Source organism: Aquabacter sp. L1I39 (assembly GCF_017742835.1).
In the GTDB taxonomy this organism is placed as follows: domain Bacteria; phylum Pseudomonadota; class Alphaproteobacteria; order Rhizobiales; family Xanthobacteraceae; genus L1I39.
Genome location: NZ_CP072392.1, coordinates 3,280,495 through 3,295,508, shown reverse-complemented (window position 1 = coordinate 3,295,508; position 15,014 = coordinate 3,280,495). Strand labels below are relative to the sequence as shown.

The 15,014-nt window shown below is 67.7% G+C and carries 15 protein-coding genes; 13 read left to right on the top strand and 2 right to left on the bottom strand.

Annotation, left to right across the window (positions count from 1 at the left end):
• The first annotated feature begins 15 nt into the window (after positions 1-15).
• On the top strand, positions 16-339 hold the full coding sequence (locus J5J86_RS14900) for a 2Fe-2S iron-sulfur cluster-binding protein (protein WP_209099325.1): 324 nt from the start codon (positions 16-18) through the stop codon (positions 337-339).
• 10 nt (positions 340-349) lie between these two features.
• Here J5J86_RS14900 and hpaR read toward each other — a convergent pair whose 3' ends face one another.
• Complete coding sequence (hpaR, locus tag J5J86_RS14895) at positions 350-946, bottom strand: homoprotocatechuate degradation operon regulator HpaR (protein ID WP_209099323.1); 597 nt, start codon at positions 944-946, stop codon at positions 350-352.
• Between the two features lie 280 nt (positions 947-1,226).
• Here hpaR and J5J86_RS14890 point away from each other — a divergent pair, with 280 nt between their 5' ends.
• From J5J86_RS14890 to J5J86_RS14875, 4 genes are all read left to right on the top strand, one after another.
• Entirely contained in the window at positions 1,227-2,384 is a 1,158-nt protein-coding gene (locus J5J86_RS14890; protein WP_209099321.1) for an ABC transporter substrate-binding protein, read from the top strand.
• A gap of 66 nt (positions 2,385-2,450) precedes the next feature.
• Entirely contained in the window at positions 2,451-3,491 is a 1,041-nt protein-coding gene (locus J5J86_RS14885) for a branched-chain amino acid ABC transporter permease (RefSeq protein WP_209099319.1), read from the top strand.
• The gene (locus J5J86_RS14880; protein ID WP_209099317.1) at positions 3,488-5,251 is read left to right on the top strand and encodes a branched-chain amino acid ABC transporter ATP-binding protein/permease; all 1,764 of its coding nucleotides are present in this window, start codon (positions 3,488-3,490) and stop codon (positions 5,249-5,251) included. The genes J5J86_RS14885 and J5J86_RS14880 overlap by 4 nt, the downstream gene beginning before the upstream one ends.
• The gene (locus tag J5J86_RS14875) at positions 5,248-6,039 is read left to right on the top strand and encodes an ABC transporter ATP-binding protein (protein WP_209099315.1); all 792 of its coding nucleotides are present in this window, start codon (positions 5,248-5,250) and stop codon (positions 6,037-6,039) included. The genes J5J86_RS14880 and J5J86_RS14875 overlap by 4 nt, the downstream gene beginning before the upstream one ends.
• Here J5J86_RS14875 and J5J86_RS14870 read toward each other — a convergent pair.
• Entirely contained in the window at positions 6,036-6,902 is an 867-nt protein-coding gene (locus J5J86_RS14870) for a helix-turn-helix domain-containing protein (RefSeq protein ID WP_247657622.1), read from the bottom strand. The two genes, J5J86_RS14875 and J5J86_RS14870, sit on opposite strands and share 4 nt — an antisense overlap.
• A 117-nt stretch (positions 6,903-7,019) precedes the next feature.
• On the opposite strand from J5J86_RS14870, the gene J5J86_RS14865 reads away from it, so the two are divergent.
• The 8 genes from J5J86_RS14865 (at position 7,020) to hpaI (ending at position 14,979) form a co-directional block, all read left to right on the top strand.
• On the top strand, positions 7,020-8,609 hold the full coding sequence (locus J5J86_RS14865) for a 4-hydroxyphenylacetate 3-hydroxylase N-terminal domain-containing protein (protein WP_209099313.1): 1,590 nt from the start codon (positions 7,020-7,022) through the stop codon (positions 8,607-8,609).
• A gap of 4 nt (positions 8,610-8,613) precedes the next feature.
• A complete protein-coding gene (locus J5J86_RS14860; RefSeq protein WP_209099311.1) occupies positions 8,614-9,147 on the top strand; it encodes a flavin reductase in 534 nt (177 codons plus the stop codon).
• A 235-nt stretch (positions 9,148-9,382) separates the two neighbouring features.
• Entirely contained in the window at positions 9,383-9,778 is a 396-nt protein-coding gene (locus tag J5J86_RS14855) for a 5-carboxymethyl-2-hydroxymuconate Delta-isomerase (RefSeq protein WP_209099310.1), read from the top strand.
• Between the two features lie 70 nt (positions 9,779-9,848).
• Positions 9,849-11,366, top strand: a complete 1,518-nt coding sequence (gene hpaE, locus J5J86_RS14850) for a 5-carboxymethyl-2-hydroxymuconate semialdehyde dehydrogenase (RefSeq protein WP_209099309.1) — start codon at positions 9,849-9,851, stop codon at positions 11,364-11,366.
• A 112-nt stretch (positions 11,367-11,478) separates the two neighbouring features.
• Positions 11,479-12,459, top strand: a complete 981-nt coding sequence (gene hpaD, locus J5J86_RS14845) for a 3,4-dihydroxyphenylacetate 2,3-dioxygenase (RefSeq protein WP_209099308.1) — start codon at positions 11,479-11,481, stop codon at positions 12,457-12,459.
• A gap of 50 nt (positions 12,460-12,509) precedes the next feature.
• Positions 12,510-13,391, top strand: a complete 882-nt coding sequence (locus J5J86_RS14840; protein WP_209099307.1) for a fumarylacetoacetate hydrolase family protein — start codon at positions 12,510-12,512, stop codon at positions 13,389-13,391.
• Positions 13,378-14,181, top strand: a complete 804-nt coding sequence (gene hpaH / locus J5J86_RS14835) for a 2-oxo-hept-4-ene-1,7-dioate hydratase (protein WP_209099306.1) — start codon at positions 13,378-13,380, stop codon at positions 14,179-14,181. The genes J5J86_RS14840 and hpaH overlap by 14 nt, the downstream gene beginning before the upstream one ends.
• Positions 14,182-14,205: 24 nt before the next feature.
• Complete coding sequence (hpaI, locus tag J5J86_RS14830; RefSeq protein WP_209099304.1) at positions 14,206-14,979, top strand: 4-hydroxy-2-oxoheptanedioate aldolase; 774 nt, start codon at positions 14,206-14,208, stop codon at positions 14,977-14,979.
• Positions 14,980-15,014: the final 35 nt, after the last annotated feature.

The window sequence follows — 15,014 nt, the reverse complement described above, 5'->3', positions numbered from 1 at the left end:
CGCCGGATGGTTCTTATGCCCCAGATCCTCTTCATCGAATCCGATGGCGCCGAACATGCGGTCGCCGCTCCCACCGGCCAGTCGCTCATGCAGGTGGCGACCGCTGCCGGCGTGCCGGGCATCATCGGCGAGTGCGGCGGCTCGTGCTCCTGCGCCACCTGCCATGTCTATCTCGACCCGGCGGACCTCTCCTTGGCGCCTGCCATGGAGCCGGGGGAAAGCGACATGCTGGACTTCGCCGCCAGCCCCCGCGAGGCCGGCAGCCGCCTGGGCTGCCAGGTGATCGTGACCTCGGACATGGACGGCCTGCGGGTGCGCATCCCGGAAACGCAGGTCTGAGGCGCCTCGCCTATTCCTCCTCCACCTCCGCCGCGCGCATCTTGGGCGGGCGGCCGCGGCGGCGGGGGGCGGGCAGGTTCACGCTCTCGGCGATGTCGATGGCATCGCCGATGGCCGGCCCGTCGAGACAGTCCTCCAGCTCCCGCAGAAGCGATTGGAGCAGAGCGAGACGCTCGGCCCCGAAGCGGCCGGTGATCTCGCGGTAGATGATTTCCGAATACATGCCCGCCTGCTCGATCAAGGCGAGGCCCTTGGGCGAGATGGAGACGAGGCCGCGCCGCATATCGGTGTCGGAGCTGCGGCGGATGATGAGGTCCCGCTCGTCCAGGTCCTTCAGGATGCGCGAGAGGCTGGGCGGCAGGAGGAAGGTGACCTCCGCCAGCGCCGTGATCTCCAGGCTTTCCACCGTGGTCAGCGCGCGCAGGATGCGCCATTGCTGCTCGGTGATGCCGAAATGGCGCAGGCTGGAGCGGAAGTGCCGCATCACCCCTTCCCGCGCCCGCAAGAGCGACATTGGCAGCGACTTGGAAAAGTCGCGCAGGCGCACCCGCGTCGCCGGGACGGCCCCTTCGGGATCTAACAATTCGGGGCGGGCGCGGCTGGTCATGGCGGCTCCGTGAAACCAGTGTGAAAGGCCTTGTGGCAAGGCCAGTGAAAGCCGGCGCAGCGGAGGCCGGGGAGAGAAGCAAGGCCGGCCGACGGCGCGCCCGCATCTGGTATTAAACATATTATGCGCCGGCAACAATTGCATGCCGACGCGGTTGTGCCATGGTGCTCCACAACGCCATTGCATCGAGATAATTAACTTGTTAATGGTCTTCCTGCACCTCGAAAAATGAGGGCCCGGCCGCGAGCAGCCAGCGCGCCACGATATGGGAGGACGACACGTGAAAGCCATCGCACGGATTGCCAGTTGCGCCCTGTTCCTCGCCGCGGCCTCGCAGGCCCAGGCGGATGTGGTGGTGGGCGCGGTGCTCTCCCTCACCGGGCCGGCGGCCTCGCTCGGCATCCCCGAGAAGAACACGGTGGACCTGATGCCGAAGCAGATCGGCGGGGAAACCGTGCGCTACGTGGTGCTCGACGATGCCAGCGACCCGAGCGCGGCGGTCCGCGCCGCCCGCAAGCTGGTGGACGAGCACAATGTGGACGTCATCATCGGCCCCTCCATCACCCCCACTTCGCTCGCCATCCTGGAAGTGCTGGGCGGCTCCAAGACGCCGGGGATCAGCCTTGCCGGCTCCTCCGTCATCGCCAGCCCCGTGGAGGGCAACAAGCGCTGGTCCTTCAAGCTCGCCCCCGAGGAGAGCATGCAGGGCGAGCGGGTGTTCCAGCATCTGGCCAAGACCGGCATCAAGTCGGTGGCCTTCATCGGCTTCAATGACAGCTTCGGCGACAGCTTCATCGGCGCCTACAAGAAGGTCGCCGCTGCCCACAATGTGCCGGTGCTGGGCGATGAGCGCTACAGCAAGACCGACACCTCGGTGACCGCCCAGGCGCTCAAGATCCTCGCCGCCAATCCCGGCGCGGTGATCATCGGCGCGGCCGGCACGCCGGGCGTGACCCCCATCCTGGAGCTGCGCAAGCTCGGCTATAAGGGTGTCATCTATATCAACCAGGGCATGGCCAATGCGGACGTGCTGCGGGTGGGCGGCGCGGCGCTGGACGGCGTCTTCCTCGCCACCCCGCCGGTGCTGGTGGCCGAGCAGCTGCCCGACGACAATCCCATCAAGAAGGTGGCCGTGGACTATCTCGCCACCTATGAAAAGGCTTACGGCGCCAACAGCCGCTCGCTCTTCGGCGCCACCGCCTGGGATGCCTATCTGATCGCCCGCTATGGCATCGAGACGGCCTTGAAGGCCGGCGGCAAGCCCGGCAACGAGGCCTTCCGCACCGCCGTGCGGGACGCCATGGAGAATGCCAAGGACGTGGTGGGCGCCGAGGCGGTGTTCAACCTGACCCCCACCAACCACAACGGCACCGACATCCGTTCGGAAGTGATCGTGAAGATCGCCGGCGGCAAGTGGGTCTACGTGCCCCTCGACTGATCCTTTGAGATCCAGGCCGGCGGCATCCGCCGCCGGCAGCTCCTCCCCTTCGCGCCGGGAGCCTTCATGAATTCCGTCATCGCCGTGCTTCTTCTGCAGGACGGGCTGACCACTGGCGCCATCTATGCGCTGCTGGCCCTGGTCCTGGTCATGGTCTTCTCCGTCACCCGCGTCATGTTCGTGGCCCAGGGCGAGATCGTCAGCTATGGCGCGCTCACCTTGGCGAGCCTCCAGGCCGGTCACCTGCCCGGCACCGCCTTCATCGCGGTGGCCGGCGGACTGATCGCGGCCGGCATGGATCTGTGGGCCTATGCCCGTGGCCCGCGCCACCGCACGCAGCTTCTCTCCGCCGCCCTTTATGCCGGCGTGCCGCTCCTCGCCTGCGGGCTTGCCGCCCTGGCTGCGCCGCTTGGCGGCGGACAGCTGGTGAATGTGGCCCTCACGCTCGCCATTGTCGTGCCCCTCGGCCCCATTCTTTACCGCACCGCCTTCCAGCCGCTGGCGGGCAGCTCGGTGCTGGTGCTGCTCATCGTCGCCGTGGCGCTGCACTTCGTGCTCACGGGCCTTGGCCTCATCGCCTTCGGGGCGGAAGGGGTGCGCGTGACGCCGCTGGTGGACGGCACTTTCTTCCTGGGCGCCTTCCCGCTCTCGGCCCAGTCTCTGTTCGCCATCGCCATCACCGTGGCGCTCATCTGCGCGCTGTTCGCCTTCTTCGGCAACACGCTCCAGGGCAAGGCCCTGCGCGCCACCGCCTTCAACCGGGTGGGCGCGCGGCTGGTGGGCATTTCCGCCACCGGCTCGGGGGTGCTCGCCTTCACGCTGGCCGCCCTCATCGGCGCGGTGTCGGGCATCCTCATCGGCTCGCTGGTGACCATCTATTACGACACCGGCTTTGTCATCGGCCTGAAGGGCTTTGTCGCCGCCATCCTGGGCGGGCTCGTCTCCTATCCGCTGGCGGCGCTGGGTGCCGTGATGGTGGGGCTCCTGGAAGCCGGCTCCTCCTTCTGGGCCTCGGCCTTCAAGGATGTGCTCGTCTTCTCGCTCATCATCCCCATCCTGATGTGGCGCAGCCTGTCGGCCGTCCATATGGAGGAGGAAGAGGAATGACCGCCCGCCACGCTCTGCTCGGCGCCTTCCTCCTGTTCTGCGCCGCCGGCCCGCTGCTGCTGCCGGACTATTATGTGACGCTGATCAACTATGTGGGCCTCGGCAGCCTTGCCAGCCTCGGCCTCATCCTGCTCACCGGCATTGGCGGGCTCACCTCCTTCGGTCAGGCGGCCTTCGTGGGCATCGGCGCCTACACCACCGCCTATGCCACCACCGCGCTCGGCCTCTCCCCCTGGCTCACCTTGCCGCTCGGCTTGCTGGTGGCCGGCCTGTGCGCCTTCGCCATCGGCGCGGTGACGCTGCGCCTGTCCGGCCATTATCTGCCGCTGAGCACCATCGCCTGGAGCCTGGCGCTCTATTTCCTGGTGGGCAATATCGCGGTGCTCGGCGCCCATGACGGCATTTCCGGCCTGCCGGCAGTCTCGCTGTTCGGCTTCGTGTTCGACGATGCCCGGCGCTTCTCCTATCTCATCTGGGCCTTCGTGCTGCTGGGCCTGCTCTCGGTGCACAATCTCTTGGGCTCGCGGGCGGGCCGGGCCATCCGCTGCCTGCGTGGCCGGTCCACCATGGCGGAAGCCTTCGGCGTCGACACCACGCGGCTGAAGGTGGCCATCTTCATCCATGCGGCGCTGCTGGCGGCGGTGTCGGGCTGGCTCTATGCCCATCTGGTGCGGTTCGTGAACCCAACCCCCTTCGGCCTGAATGTGGGCATCGAATATCTGTTCATGGCGGTGGTGGGCGGCATCGGCCAGCTCTGGGGCGCGGTGGTGGGCGCCGGCGTCATGGTGGTGCTGCGCGACGGCCTCCAGGATGTGGCCTCCCGCTTCCTCGGCGTGTCCGGGGCGGTGGAGACGGTGGCCTATGGCCTGCTGATCATTCTCCTGCTGCAGAATGCTCGCACCGGCCTCGTGCCCTTCGTCACCCGCCGTTTGCCGGCCAAGCCTCCCCTGAACGTCCCCGCCAATGCCCCCGCCCTTCCCGCCCGTCCCCGTCCGCCGCGCGGCGAGACGGTGCTGGTGGCGGAAAAGCTGGTGCGCCGGTTCGGCGGCCTCGTGGCGGTAAACGGCGTCTCCTTCCGCCTCCAGGCGGGCGAGATTTTGGGCGTCATCGGGCCCAACGGCGCGGGCAAGAGCACGCTCTTCAACCTTCTGTCCGGCGTGCTCGCGCCCTCGGACGGCGCCTTGACGGTGATGGGCAAGCCGGCCTCGGGCCTCTCCGCCCGCGCCATCGCCGCGCTCGGCCTGTCCCGCACCTTCCAGCATGTGCAATTGCGCGGCGACATGAGCGTGTTGGAAAACGTCGCCATCGGCGCCCATTGGCGCAGCTCCAAGGGCGTGCTCTCCGCCATATTCGGCCTCGACCGGCGCGAGGAAGGCGCCTTGCGGGCAGAGGCGCTGAAGCAGCTGGAGCGCGTCGGCCTCGCCGACTATCGCGACCAGCCGGCGGGGTCCCTCGCGCTCGGCCAGCAGCGCATCGTGGAGATCGCGCGGGCGCTCGCCTCCGATCCCCTGGTGCTGCTGCTCGACGAGCCGGCGGCGGGCCTGCGCTACCACGAGAAGCAGGCGCTCGCGCAATTGCTGGACCGCCTGCGGGCGGAAGGCATGAGCATCCTCATCGTCGAGCACGACATGGACTTCGTCATGAACCTGGTGGATCGGCTGGTGGTGATGGACTTCGGCCGCCCCATCGCGGCGGGTGCCCCTGCGCAGGTGCAGGCGGACCCTGCGGTTCTGGAAGCCTATCTGGGAGGCACCGCATGAGCGCGCCGGACCTGCTCCTGGAGGTGAAGGGCCTCTCCGTCGCCTATGGCAAGGTGGAGGCGGTGTGCGGCATCGACCTAAAGGTTCCCCGCGGCCAGATCGTCACGGTCATCGGCCCCAATGGCGCGGGAAAATCGACCCTTCTCAACGCCTTGATGGGCCTGCTGCCGAGCCGGGGCGCCATCCGCTATGGCGGGACGGAGGTGAGCGCGGAAGGGGTGGAGGCGCGGGTCTGCGCGGGGCTGTGCCTCGTGCCGGAGCGGCGCGAGCTGTTCGCCCAGATGAGCGTTTCCGACAATCTCCTGCTCGGCGGCTATAGCCGGCGCCATGTGCGCGACGACAGCCGCGCGCAGGATCTGGAGACCCTCTATGGCCTGTTCCCGCGCCTGAAAGAACGGCGCGCCCAGGCGGCCGGCACGCTTTCCGGCGGCGAGCGGCAGATGCTGGCGCTCGCCCGCGCGCTGATGGCCCGCCCCAAGCTGCTGATGCTGGACGAGCCCAGCCTCGGCCTTGCCCCCCGCATCGTGCGCGAGGTGCTGGACGCGGTGGCGGCGTTGCGGGACCGGGGCATGTCGGTGCTGCTGGTGGAGCAGAATGCCCGCGCGGCGCTGAATGTCGCCGATTATGCCTATGTGCTGGAAATGGGCGCCGTGGCGCTGGAGGGCCCCGCCAAGGCCGTGGCTGCCGACCCCAAGGTGACGGAGACCTATATCGGCCTCGGCCACAAGCCGGCGGCGCCCCAGCAGGACGCGGCGCTGGGCGGCGGACCGCAGCGGCTGCGGGCCTAAACGCGCGTATGGGCCATGTGGCGGCGACGCCAGACGCTGGGGGCTTCCCCGGTGCGGGCCCGGAAGAAGCGGGAGAAATAGGCCGGGTCCGGCAATCCCACCTCGGCGGCGATGTCCTCCAGGGGGCGGATGGTGAAGAGGAGAAGGCGCTTGGCCTCCAGCAGCCGGCGGGCGCTGATGAGGTCCTTCACGGTGAGGCCGAAGGCGGCCTTGCTGGCGGTGCCCAGCAGATAGGGCGTGGTGGCGAGCGCCTGCGCATAATGCTGGACGCTCCAGTCGGAGCGGAACTGCCGCTCCACCATCTGCCGCAGCGCGGCGGCGAGGGGCGGCACGGGACGGGCGGCATCGGCGCCGGCGGCCAGCTGGCGCATCTCGCCCAGCACCGCCACCGCAAGGCCGGCGGTCACATCCTGCGCCCCGCCGGCGGAGAGGGCGTGGCTCTCCTCCACCGCCGCCATCAGGCGGGCGAGGCGGGCCCAGGCGGGATCCTCCGCCTGCCCTGTGAGAAAGACCGGCGCGGCGAGGCTGAAGGGGGTGAGCGCACCGACCGCCGAAAGGGCGCCGTCGGCGATGGACAAAACGATGGCGTCGGAGCCCGGCGCCGCCTTGAAACCGTGCACGACCCGGCTCGGCACGAAGCTGATGGCTGGCGCGCAAAAGTCCAAGCCGTCGTCCTCGATGAAATAGCGCCCGCTACCGCTCACCCAATAGGTGATCTGGCCCATCTGGTCGTGGGTGTGCGCCTCCACCTGACCCTGGTGAAGGTGGCCCCGCGTCATCACCCGTTCCACATGCAGGAAGCCCACGGAAACGCCCCGGTCGGGTTCGCCATAGAGCGCGAAGCGCGGCACGGGATCAGTCACGGGGCGGCTCCGCAGGGTTTTTGATTTTTGCAAAAGTCCAAGTCATATGGTCATTCTGTCCATGGTGCGGACGCGGCGCAAGGCTTAGTCTTTGGACCAAGATCACGGGAGGAAACCATGAGCCCCAGCGCCGCCACCGCCGCGCCCGTCAGCCCCGCCACCGGCGAGCTGCCGCGCGCCGAGACCTTGCGCGCCGACCCCAAGCGCCCCTTCACGGGCGCCGAATATCTCGCCTCCCTGCGGGATGGCCGGGAGGTCTATATCAATGGCGAGCGGATTTCGGACGTCACCGCCCACCCCTCCATGCGCAATTCCGCCCGCTCCCTGGCGCGGCTCTATGATGCGCTCCACGACCCCAAGCGCCACGACATCCTGACCTCCCCCACCGATACCGGCTCGGGCGGCTACACCCACAAATATTTCCGCATCGCCCGCTCCAGCGAGGATCTCGTCGCCCAGCAAGGCGCCATCGCCGAATGGGCGCGCCTGTCCTATGGCTGGATGGGCCGCACCGCCGACTACAAGGCGGCGCTCATGAACACGCTGGGCGCCAATGCGGACTGGTATGGCCCGTTCCGCGACAATGCGCTGGCCTGGCACAAGCGCGCGCAAGAGTCCGTGCTGTTCATGAACCACGCCATCGTCAACCCGCCCATCGACCGGCACAAGCCGGCGGAGGCGGTGAAGGACGTGTTCGTGCACATCACCAAGGAGACGGACGCCGGCATCTATGTGTCCGGCGCCAAGGTGGTGGCCACCTCCTCCGCGCTGACCCACTATAATTTCCTGGCGCAGAGCTCGGTGACCATCACCGAGGACCCGTCCATGTCGGTCATGTTCATCGTGCCCATGAACGCGCCGGGCCTGAAGATGATTTGCCGCGTCTCCTATGAGGAGACCGCCAACCGCACCGCCCAGCCCTTCGACTATCCGCTCTCCTCGCGCTTCGACGAGAATGACGCCATCCTCATCCTCGACAATGTCTTCGTGCCCTGGGAAGACGTTCTGGTGCTGCGGGATGCGCAGAAGATCCTGTCCTTTCACCCCGCCTCCGGCTTCATGCACGGCTATTGCTTCCAGGGCTGCACGCGCTTTGCAGTGAAGCTGGATTTCCTCGCCGGCCTCTTGGCGAAAGCCCTGCGCTGCACCGGCGGCGATGCCTTCCGGGGCAATCAGGCGGCGCTCGGCGAGGTGATCGCGCTGCGCCACATGTTCTGGTCCTTCTCTCACGCCATGGCGCGCAATCCCGTGCAATGGGCGAACGGGGCGGTGCTGCCCAACATGGAGGCGGCGCTCTCCTATCGCACCTTCATGTCGGAGGCCTATCCGAAGGTGATCGACCTGGTGCGGCGGACCGTGGCCTCGGGCCTCATCTACCTGCCCTCCTCCGCCAAGGACTTCGCCAATCCCGAGATCGACAAGTATCTCAGCCAATATGTGCGCGGCTCCAACGGCATGGGGCACAAGGAGCGGATCAAGATCCTGAAACTCCTGTGGGATGCCACCGGCACCGAGTTCGGCGGCCGCCATGCGCTCTATGAGCTGAACTATGCCGGCGCGCCGGAGGAAGTGCGCCTCCAGGTGCTCAAGGGTGCCGAGCGCGGCGGGCTGCTGAAGCAGATGGAAGCCTTGGTGGACACCTGCATGGACGATTATGACGAGGCGGGCTGGACCGGGGACACCTGGTTCCCGCCTTATGAGGCCTGAGGCCATGGACACGGCCACTGAAGCCCCCGTGCCTCCCCTCTCTCGGACCGAGTTCCGCAATGCCATGGCGCGGGTGTGCGCGCCGGTGACCATCGTCACCACCAATGGGCGGGCGGGGCGCGGTGGGTTCACCGCCACCGCCATGTGCTCGGTGACGGACGATCCGCCGAGCCTTTTGGTGTGCATGAATGCCGGCTCGGCCCAGTGCGGCACGTTTCTCAGTAATGGCCGGTTCTGTGTGAACGTGCTGGGGCGCGAGCACCAGGAATTGGCCCACCATTTCGCCGGCCGCGAGCCGGACATGGCGGCCCGCTATGCGGCGGCGGGCTGGCATGAACAGCCCTCCGGCAATGCCATGCTGGAGGGGGCCATCGTCGCCTTCGACTGCACGCTCACCGCCCAGCACAAGGTGGGCACCCACCATGTGCTGATCGGCCGGGTGGAAGGCCTGCGCCAGCGGGCCGATGGCGAGGCGCTGCTCTATTTCGACCGCACCTTCGTCAACCTGCCCTCGCCCGTGGGCAGCTTCGGGGGCTGAACACCCTGGTGACTCCGGGCGATCCCTCTCCCCTCGTCATGACCGGGCTTGTCCCGGTCATCCACGGGGTCGGGCCGGGCGCAACACGTCGTCTGCAGCGCCGGCGGACAGCCGCGCCAGACGCAAATGCCCGGACGGAAGGCGGCCCAAACGCCCCCGTCCCACATGCCGCAGTTGACACCCGCTGAAAATTACTTAACGTGTTAATTATAAGAAGCCGCGGCGGGGAGGATGCATGCCGCACTTGACCTTGGAATATTCCGCCAACCTGGACGGGCGGACGGACATGGGCGCCCTCTGCCGCACGCTGCACGCCGCGATTCTGTCGAGCGGGCTGTTCGAGGAGGGGGCCGTGCGCGTGCGCGCCTTCTCGGCGCGCCACTATGCCATTGCCGACCTCTTGCCCCAGAACGCCTTTCTGGACATGTCCTTCCGTATCGGCGAGGGGCGTTCCGAACAGGAACGGCAGCGGGCGGGCGAGCTGATCTTCGCGGCCGCAACCGAGCATCTCGCCCCGCTTCTGGCGGAGCCCCATTTCGCGCTGTCGCTGGAGGTGCGGGAGATCCATTCCGCGCTCAGCTGGAAGCGAAACGCCATCCATCCCCGCCTTCGGGCGGCCGCCCAATCCTAATGCCGACGGCGCCCGCGCGCCGCCACCACCGGCCGGCGCGCAAGCGCGCGCGGCCGGAAGGGAGAGCCTGATGCCCACCTTTGAAGAGAATGTCGCCAAGGCCGAGGCCTATCTCGCCCGCTTCCGGCGCGATGGCGTGCTGAACCACATCAATGGCCAGGCGGTGCCGGCGGCGGACGGGGAGACGTTCGCCTCAATCTCCCCCATCGACCTCCAGCCGCTGGCCAAGGTCGCCCACGGCAAGGCCGCGGACATCGACCGCGCCGCCAAGGCCGCGAAAGCCGCCTTTCCCGCCTGGGCGGCGCTTTCGGGCGAGAAGCGCAAGGCGCTGCTGCACAAGATCGCAGATGCCATTGTGGCGCGCGCCGAGGAAATCGCCCTCATCGAGTGCATGGACACCGGCCAGTCGCTGAAATTCATGGCCAAGGCGGCGCTCCGTGGGGCTGAGAATTTCCGCTTCTTCGCCGACCGCGCGCCTGAGGCGCGGGACGGCCGGGTGATGCGGGCAGAGGGGCAGATGAACCTCACCAACCGGGTTCCCATCGGCCCGGTGGGCATCATCACGCCCTGGAACACCCCCTTCATGCTCTCCACCTGGAAGATCGCGCCGGCGCTCGGCGCCGGCTGCACGGTGGTGCACAAGCCGGCGGAATTCTCTCCTCTCACCGCCCGCCTGCTGGTGGAGATCGCGGAAAGCGCGGGCCTGCCCAAGGGCGTGTGGAACCTCGTCAACGGCCTCGGCGAGGATGCCGGCAAGGCGCTGACCGAGCATCGCGACATCAAGGCCATCGGCTTCGTGGGCGAGAGCCGCACCGGCTCCCACATCATGCGCCAGGGCGCCGACACACTGAAGCGCGTGCATTTCGAGCTCGGTGGCAAGAACCCGGTCATCGTGTTTGCCGATGCGGATCTGGATCAGGCGGCGGACGCCGCCGCCTTCATGATCTATTCGCTGAACGGCGAGCGCTGCACCTCTTCCTCCCGCCTGCTGGTGGAGCATTCCATCTATGACCGCTTCACGGCGGCGGTGGCCGAGCGCGCCAAGTCCATCAAGGTGGGCCATCCGCTCGACCCGGACACGGTGGTCGGCCCGCTGATCCACCCCGTCCACGAGAAGAAGGTGCTGTCCTATTTCGAAATCGGCCGCGCCGAGGGCGCGACGGTGGCGGCGGGCGGCGAGAAGGTGGAGGGGCCGGGCGGCGGCTGCTATGTGGCCCCCACCCTGTTTACCGGCGCGCACAATGGCATGCGCATCGCGCAGGAAGAGATTTTCGGCCCCGTTCTCACGGCCATTCCCTTCGCCGACGAGACCGAGGCGCTCTCCCTTGCCAATGACGTGCCCTATGGCCTGACCGCCTATGTGTGGACCAACGATCTCAACCGGGCGCTCCGCCTCACCGACAGCCTGGAAGCGGGCATGACCTGGGTGAATTCGGAGAATGTCCGCCATCTGCCCACCCCGTTCGGCGGGGTGAAGAATTCCGGCATCGGCCGCGACGGCGGCGACTGGTCGTTCGATTTCTACATGGAAACCCGCAACGTCGCCTTCGCCACCGCCGGCCACAAGGTACCCAAGCTCGCCAAATAGCCCGCGCCAAAAAAGCGGGCCTTAAACGAACGAAAACGCCAGCGGGCGGCAAGGCGCCCGCGCCATCTGTCCGCGCCGCGGGAGGCGGGCGGGCATACGGGGGAGGATCAAAGTGCCCATTCCCAAGCCGAACCTTTATCCGGCCTTCAACATCGTGCGCCTCAGCCATGTTGAATTCGCCGTCACCGACCTTGCCCGCAGCCGCGCCTTCTATGTGGATACGCTGGGCCTCCAGGTCACCGACGAGGATGACGAGACCATCTATCTGCGGGCCATGGAAGAACGCGGCCATCATTGCCTGGTGCTGCGCAAGGCCCCCGTGGCGGAAGTCGCCGCCCTCAGCATGAAGGTCTATGCGGAAGAGGACCTGGACAAGGCGCGGACCTGGTTCGCCAATAAGGGGCTGCCGGCGGACTTCGTGGAGCGCCCCTATCAGGGCCGCACGCTCGCCACCCGCGACATATTCGGCACGCCGCTCGAATTCTATTTCGAGATGAAGCGCCTGGAGCCCATCCACCAGAAATACGCGCTCTATCGCGGCGTGAAGCCGCTGCGCATCGACCATTTCAACTGCTTCACGCAGGACGTGGATGCCTCGGTGGCCTTCTATAATGAGATGGGCTTCCGCGTCACCGAATATACGGAAGACGAGGAGAGCAAGCGTCTGTGGGCGGCCTGGATGCACCGCAAGGGCGGCGTGCACGACATCGCCTTCACCAATGGCCGCGGCCCGCGTTTGCACCATACCGCCTTCTGGGTGCCGACCCCGCTCAACATCATCGACCTCTTGGACCTCATGTCGACCACCGGCTATCTCGCCAATATCGAGCGCGGCCCCGGCCGGCACGGCATTTCCAATGCCTTCTTTCTCTATATTCTCGATCCCGACGGCCACCGCATCGAAATCTATTGCTCGGACTACCTCACGGTTGATCCCGATCTTGAGCCCATCAAGTGGGACCTGAAGGATCCGCAGCGCCAGACGCTCTGGGGCGCGCCCGCGCCGCGCTCCTGGTTCGAGCATGGCAGCCTGTTTGCCGGCACGCCCACCACCGAGGCGATCCTGAAGGCCCAGCCCATCATCGCCCCCTGACCTCATCTTGCGGTGCCGCGTGGCGGCACCGGTTTCCGGAAGGATGGGCCATGCGGCCGCATTTCATCAGCCTCACCCACCAGGGACACGCCGGCTATGGCCTGCTCACCCCAGAGGGCATCATCGACCTCTCCGCCCGCAACGGCGCCCGCTGGCCGAGCCTGCGCGAGGTGATCGCGGACGGCGCCCTCCTGTCCCTCGCGGCGGAGGCGGCGGGGCTGAAGGCGGATCTCGATCCGGCGTCCGTGCGCTATGAAATCCCCGTGCCGGCGCCGGAGAAAATCCTGTGCGTGGGCGTGAACTATCCCGACCGCAATGCCGAATATAAGGACGGGCAAGCCCTGCCCACCTATCCCTCCTTGTTCGTGCGCTTCCCGCGCTCCTTCGTGGGGCACAACGAACCCCTCATCCTGCCCCCCGAATCCGAGCAGCTGGACTATGAGGGCGAGGTGGTGCTGGTCATCGGCAAGGCCGGGCGGCGCATCCGCGAGGCGGATGCCCTCGACCATGTGGCGGGGATCACGCTTGCCAATGAGGGCACCATTCGCGACTGGGTGCGGCACGCCAAGTTCAACGTGACCCAGGGCAAGAATTTCGACGGCACGGGCAGCATCGGCCCGGTCCTCATTCCCTTCGAGGACGAGGCGCAGATCGCCGATATCGCGCTGACCACCCGCGTCAATGGCGAGGTGCGCCAGCACGACCGGACGGGGCGCATGATGTTCCCGTTCCGGCGGATCATCTCCTACATCTCCACCTTCACCACCCTGGTGCCCGGCGACATCATCCTCACCGGCACCCCCACGGGCGCCGGCGCCCGGCTCGACCCGCCGGTCTGGCTGAAGCCGGGCGACGTGATCGAGGTGGAAGCGGAGGGCATCGGCACGCTGGTGAACAAAGTCGCGCGGGAGAACGTCCATGCTGAGCGCTGATCAGATCGCCGCCGAGGCGGACCTGCTGGATGCCGCCGAGCGCACGCGGGTGCAGACGGGGCTCATCTCCCTGAAGCATCCCGGCATCACCCTGGACGAGGCCTATGCCATCCAGGACGCCTGGGTGAAGCGCAAGCTGGCCGCCGGCAGGCAGATCATCGGCTGGAAGATCGGCCTCACCTCCAAGGCCATGCAGGCGGCGCTCAACATCAACGTGCCGGATTCCGGCGTGCTGCTGGATGACATGGCCTTCGATGACGGCGCCGTCATCGCCCCCGACCGCTTCATCCAGCCGCGCATCGAGGCGGAGGTGGCCTTCGTCATGAAGGCGCCGCTGGAGGGGCCGGGCATCGGTGTGTTCGACGTGCTGCGGGCGACGGAGTTCGTCACCCCGGCGCTGGAAATCCTCGACACCCGCATCCTGCGGGTGGACCCGCAGACCAAGAAGGCGCGCACCATCGTCGACACGGTGTCGGACAATGCGGCCAATGCGGGCATCCTGCTGGGCGGAAAGGCGCTCTCCCCCGACGCCACCGACATGCGCTGGATGGGCGCCATCGTCTCGCGCAATGCGGAGGTGGAGGAGACCGGGCTTGGCGCGGGCGTCCTCAACCATCCCGCGCGCGGCATCGCCTGGCTCGCCAACCGCCTCGCCCAATATGGCCAGCGGATCGAGGCCGGGCAGGTGGTGCTGGCCGGGTCCTTCATCCGCCCCATCGAGGCCCGGCACGGCGACACCATCACCGCCGATTTCGGCACCGCCGGCACCCTGTCCTGCCATTTTGCCTGAGCGCCGCGCGTTCGGAGACCTCCTATGCCCGCCCCCACCAACCGCTTCAAGGCCGCCCTTGCGGAGGGCCGCACCCTCACCGGCCTGTGGCTCGCCCTCGCCAATGCCTATACGGCCGAGATCTGCGCCGGCGCCGGCTATGACTGGCTGCTGGTGGATGGCGAGCACGCGCCCAACCACATCCAGAGCCTCGTCGCCCAGCTCCAGGTGCTCGAAGGCGGCCCCTCCGCCGCCATCGTCCGCCCGCCGGTGGGCGAGACCTGGATGATCAAGCAATTGCTGGACATCGGCGCCCAGACGCTGCTCATCCCCATGGTGGAGAGCGGCGCGCAGGCGCAGACGCTGGTGAAGGCGGTGCGCTATCCCCCGCACGGCGTGCGCGGCATCGGCGCGGCGCTGGCGCGGGCGTCCGACTTCAACCGGGTGACCGACTATCTCGTCACCGCCGATGCGGAAATCTGCCTGCTGCTCCAGGTGGAGAGCCGGGCCGGGGTAGCCGCCATCGACGACATCTGCGCCGTGGACGGGGTGGATGGCGTGTTCGTGGGACCGGCCGACCTTGCCGCCGATCTCGGCTTTCTCGGCCGTCCTGGCGCGCCAGAGGTGGTGGCGGCGGTGGAGGGTGCCATCGCCCGCATCCGGGCCAATGGCAAGCCGGCGGGGGTGCTCACCTCGGATCCCGCTTTGGCCCAGCGCTATCACGCGGCGGGTGCGACCTTCATCGCCATCGGCACCGATGTGGGCCTGCTCGCCGGCGCCGCCGCCCGGCAATTGAAGGATTTCCCCTTTCCCGCCTGACCCATCGCCACCGCTGACAACGCAAAGCAAAAAAA

Coding starts and splice junctions, on each gene's coding strand:
- hpaI (WP_209099304.1), top strand. CDS start 14,206: ATGCCCGCCCCCACCAACCGCTTCAAGGCCGCCCTTGCGGAGGGCCGC.
- J5J86_RS14880 (WP_209099317.1), top strand. CDS start 3,488: ATGACCGCCCGCCACGCTCTGCTCGGCGCCTTCCTCCTGTTCTGCGCC.
- J5J86_RS14900 (WP_209099325.1), top strand. CDS start 16: ATGCCCCAGATCCTCTTCATCGAATCCGATGGCGCCGAACATGCGGTC.
- J5J86_RS14865 (WP_209099313.1), top strand. CDS start 7,020: ATGAGCCCCAGCGCCGCCACCGCCGCGCCCGTCAGCCCCGCCACCGGC.
- hpaR (WP_209099323.1), bottom strand. CDS start 946: ATGACCAGCCGCGCCCGCCCCGAATTGTTAGATCCCGAAGGGGCCGTC.
- J5J86_RS14885 (WP_209099319.1), top strand. CDS start 2,451: ATGAATTCCGTCATCGCCGTGCTTCTTCTGCAGGACGGGCTGACCACT.
- J5J86_RS14860 (WP_209099311.1), top strand. CDS start 8,614: ATGGACACGGCCACTGAAGCCCCCGTGCCTCCCCTCTCTCGGACCGAG.
- hpaH (WP_209099306.1), top strand. CDS start 13,378: ATGCTGAGCGCTGATCAGATCGCCGCCGAGGCGGACCTGCTGGATGCC.
- hpaE (WP_209099309.1), top strand. CDS start 9,849: ATGCCCACCTTTGAAGAGAATGTCGCCAAGGCCGAGGCCTATCTCGCC.
- J5J86_RS14875 (WP_209099315.1), top strand. CDS start 5,248: ATGAGCGCGCCGGACCTGCTCCTGGAGGTGAAGGGCCTCTCCGTCGCC.
- J5J86_RS14840 (WP_209099307.1), top strand. CDS start 12,510: ATGCGGCCGCATTTCATCAGCCTCACCCACCAGGGACACGCCGGCTAT.
- J5J86_RS14855 (WP_209099310.1), top strand. CDS start 9,383: ATGCCGCACTTGACCTTGGAATATTCCGCCAACCTGGACGGGCGGACG.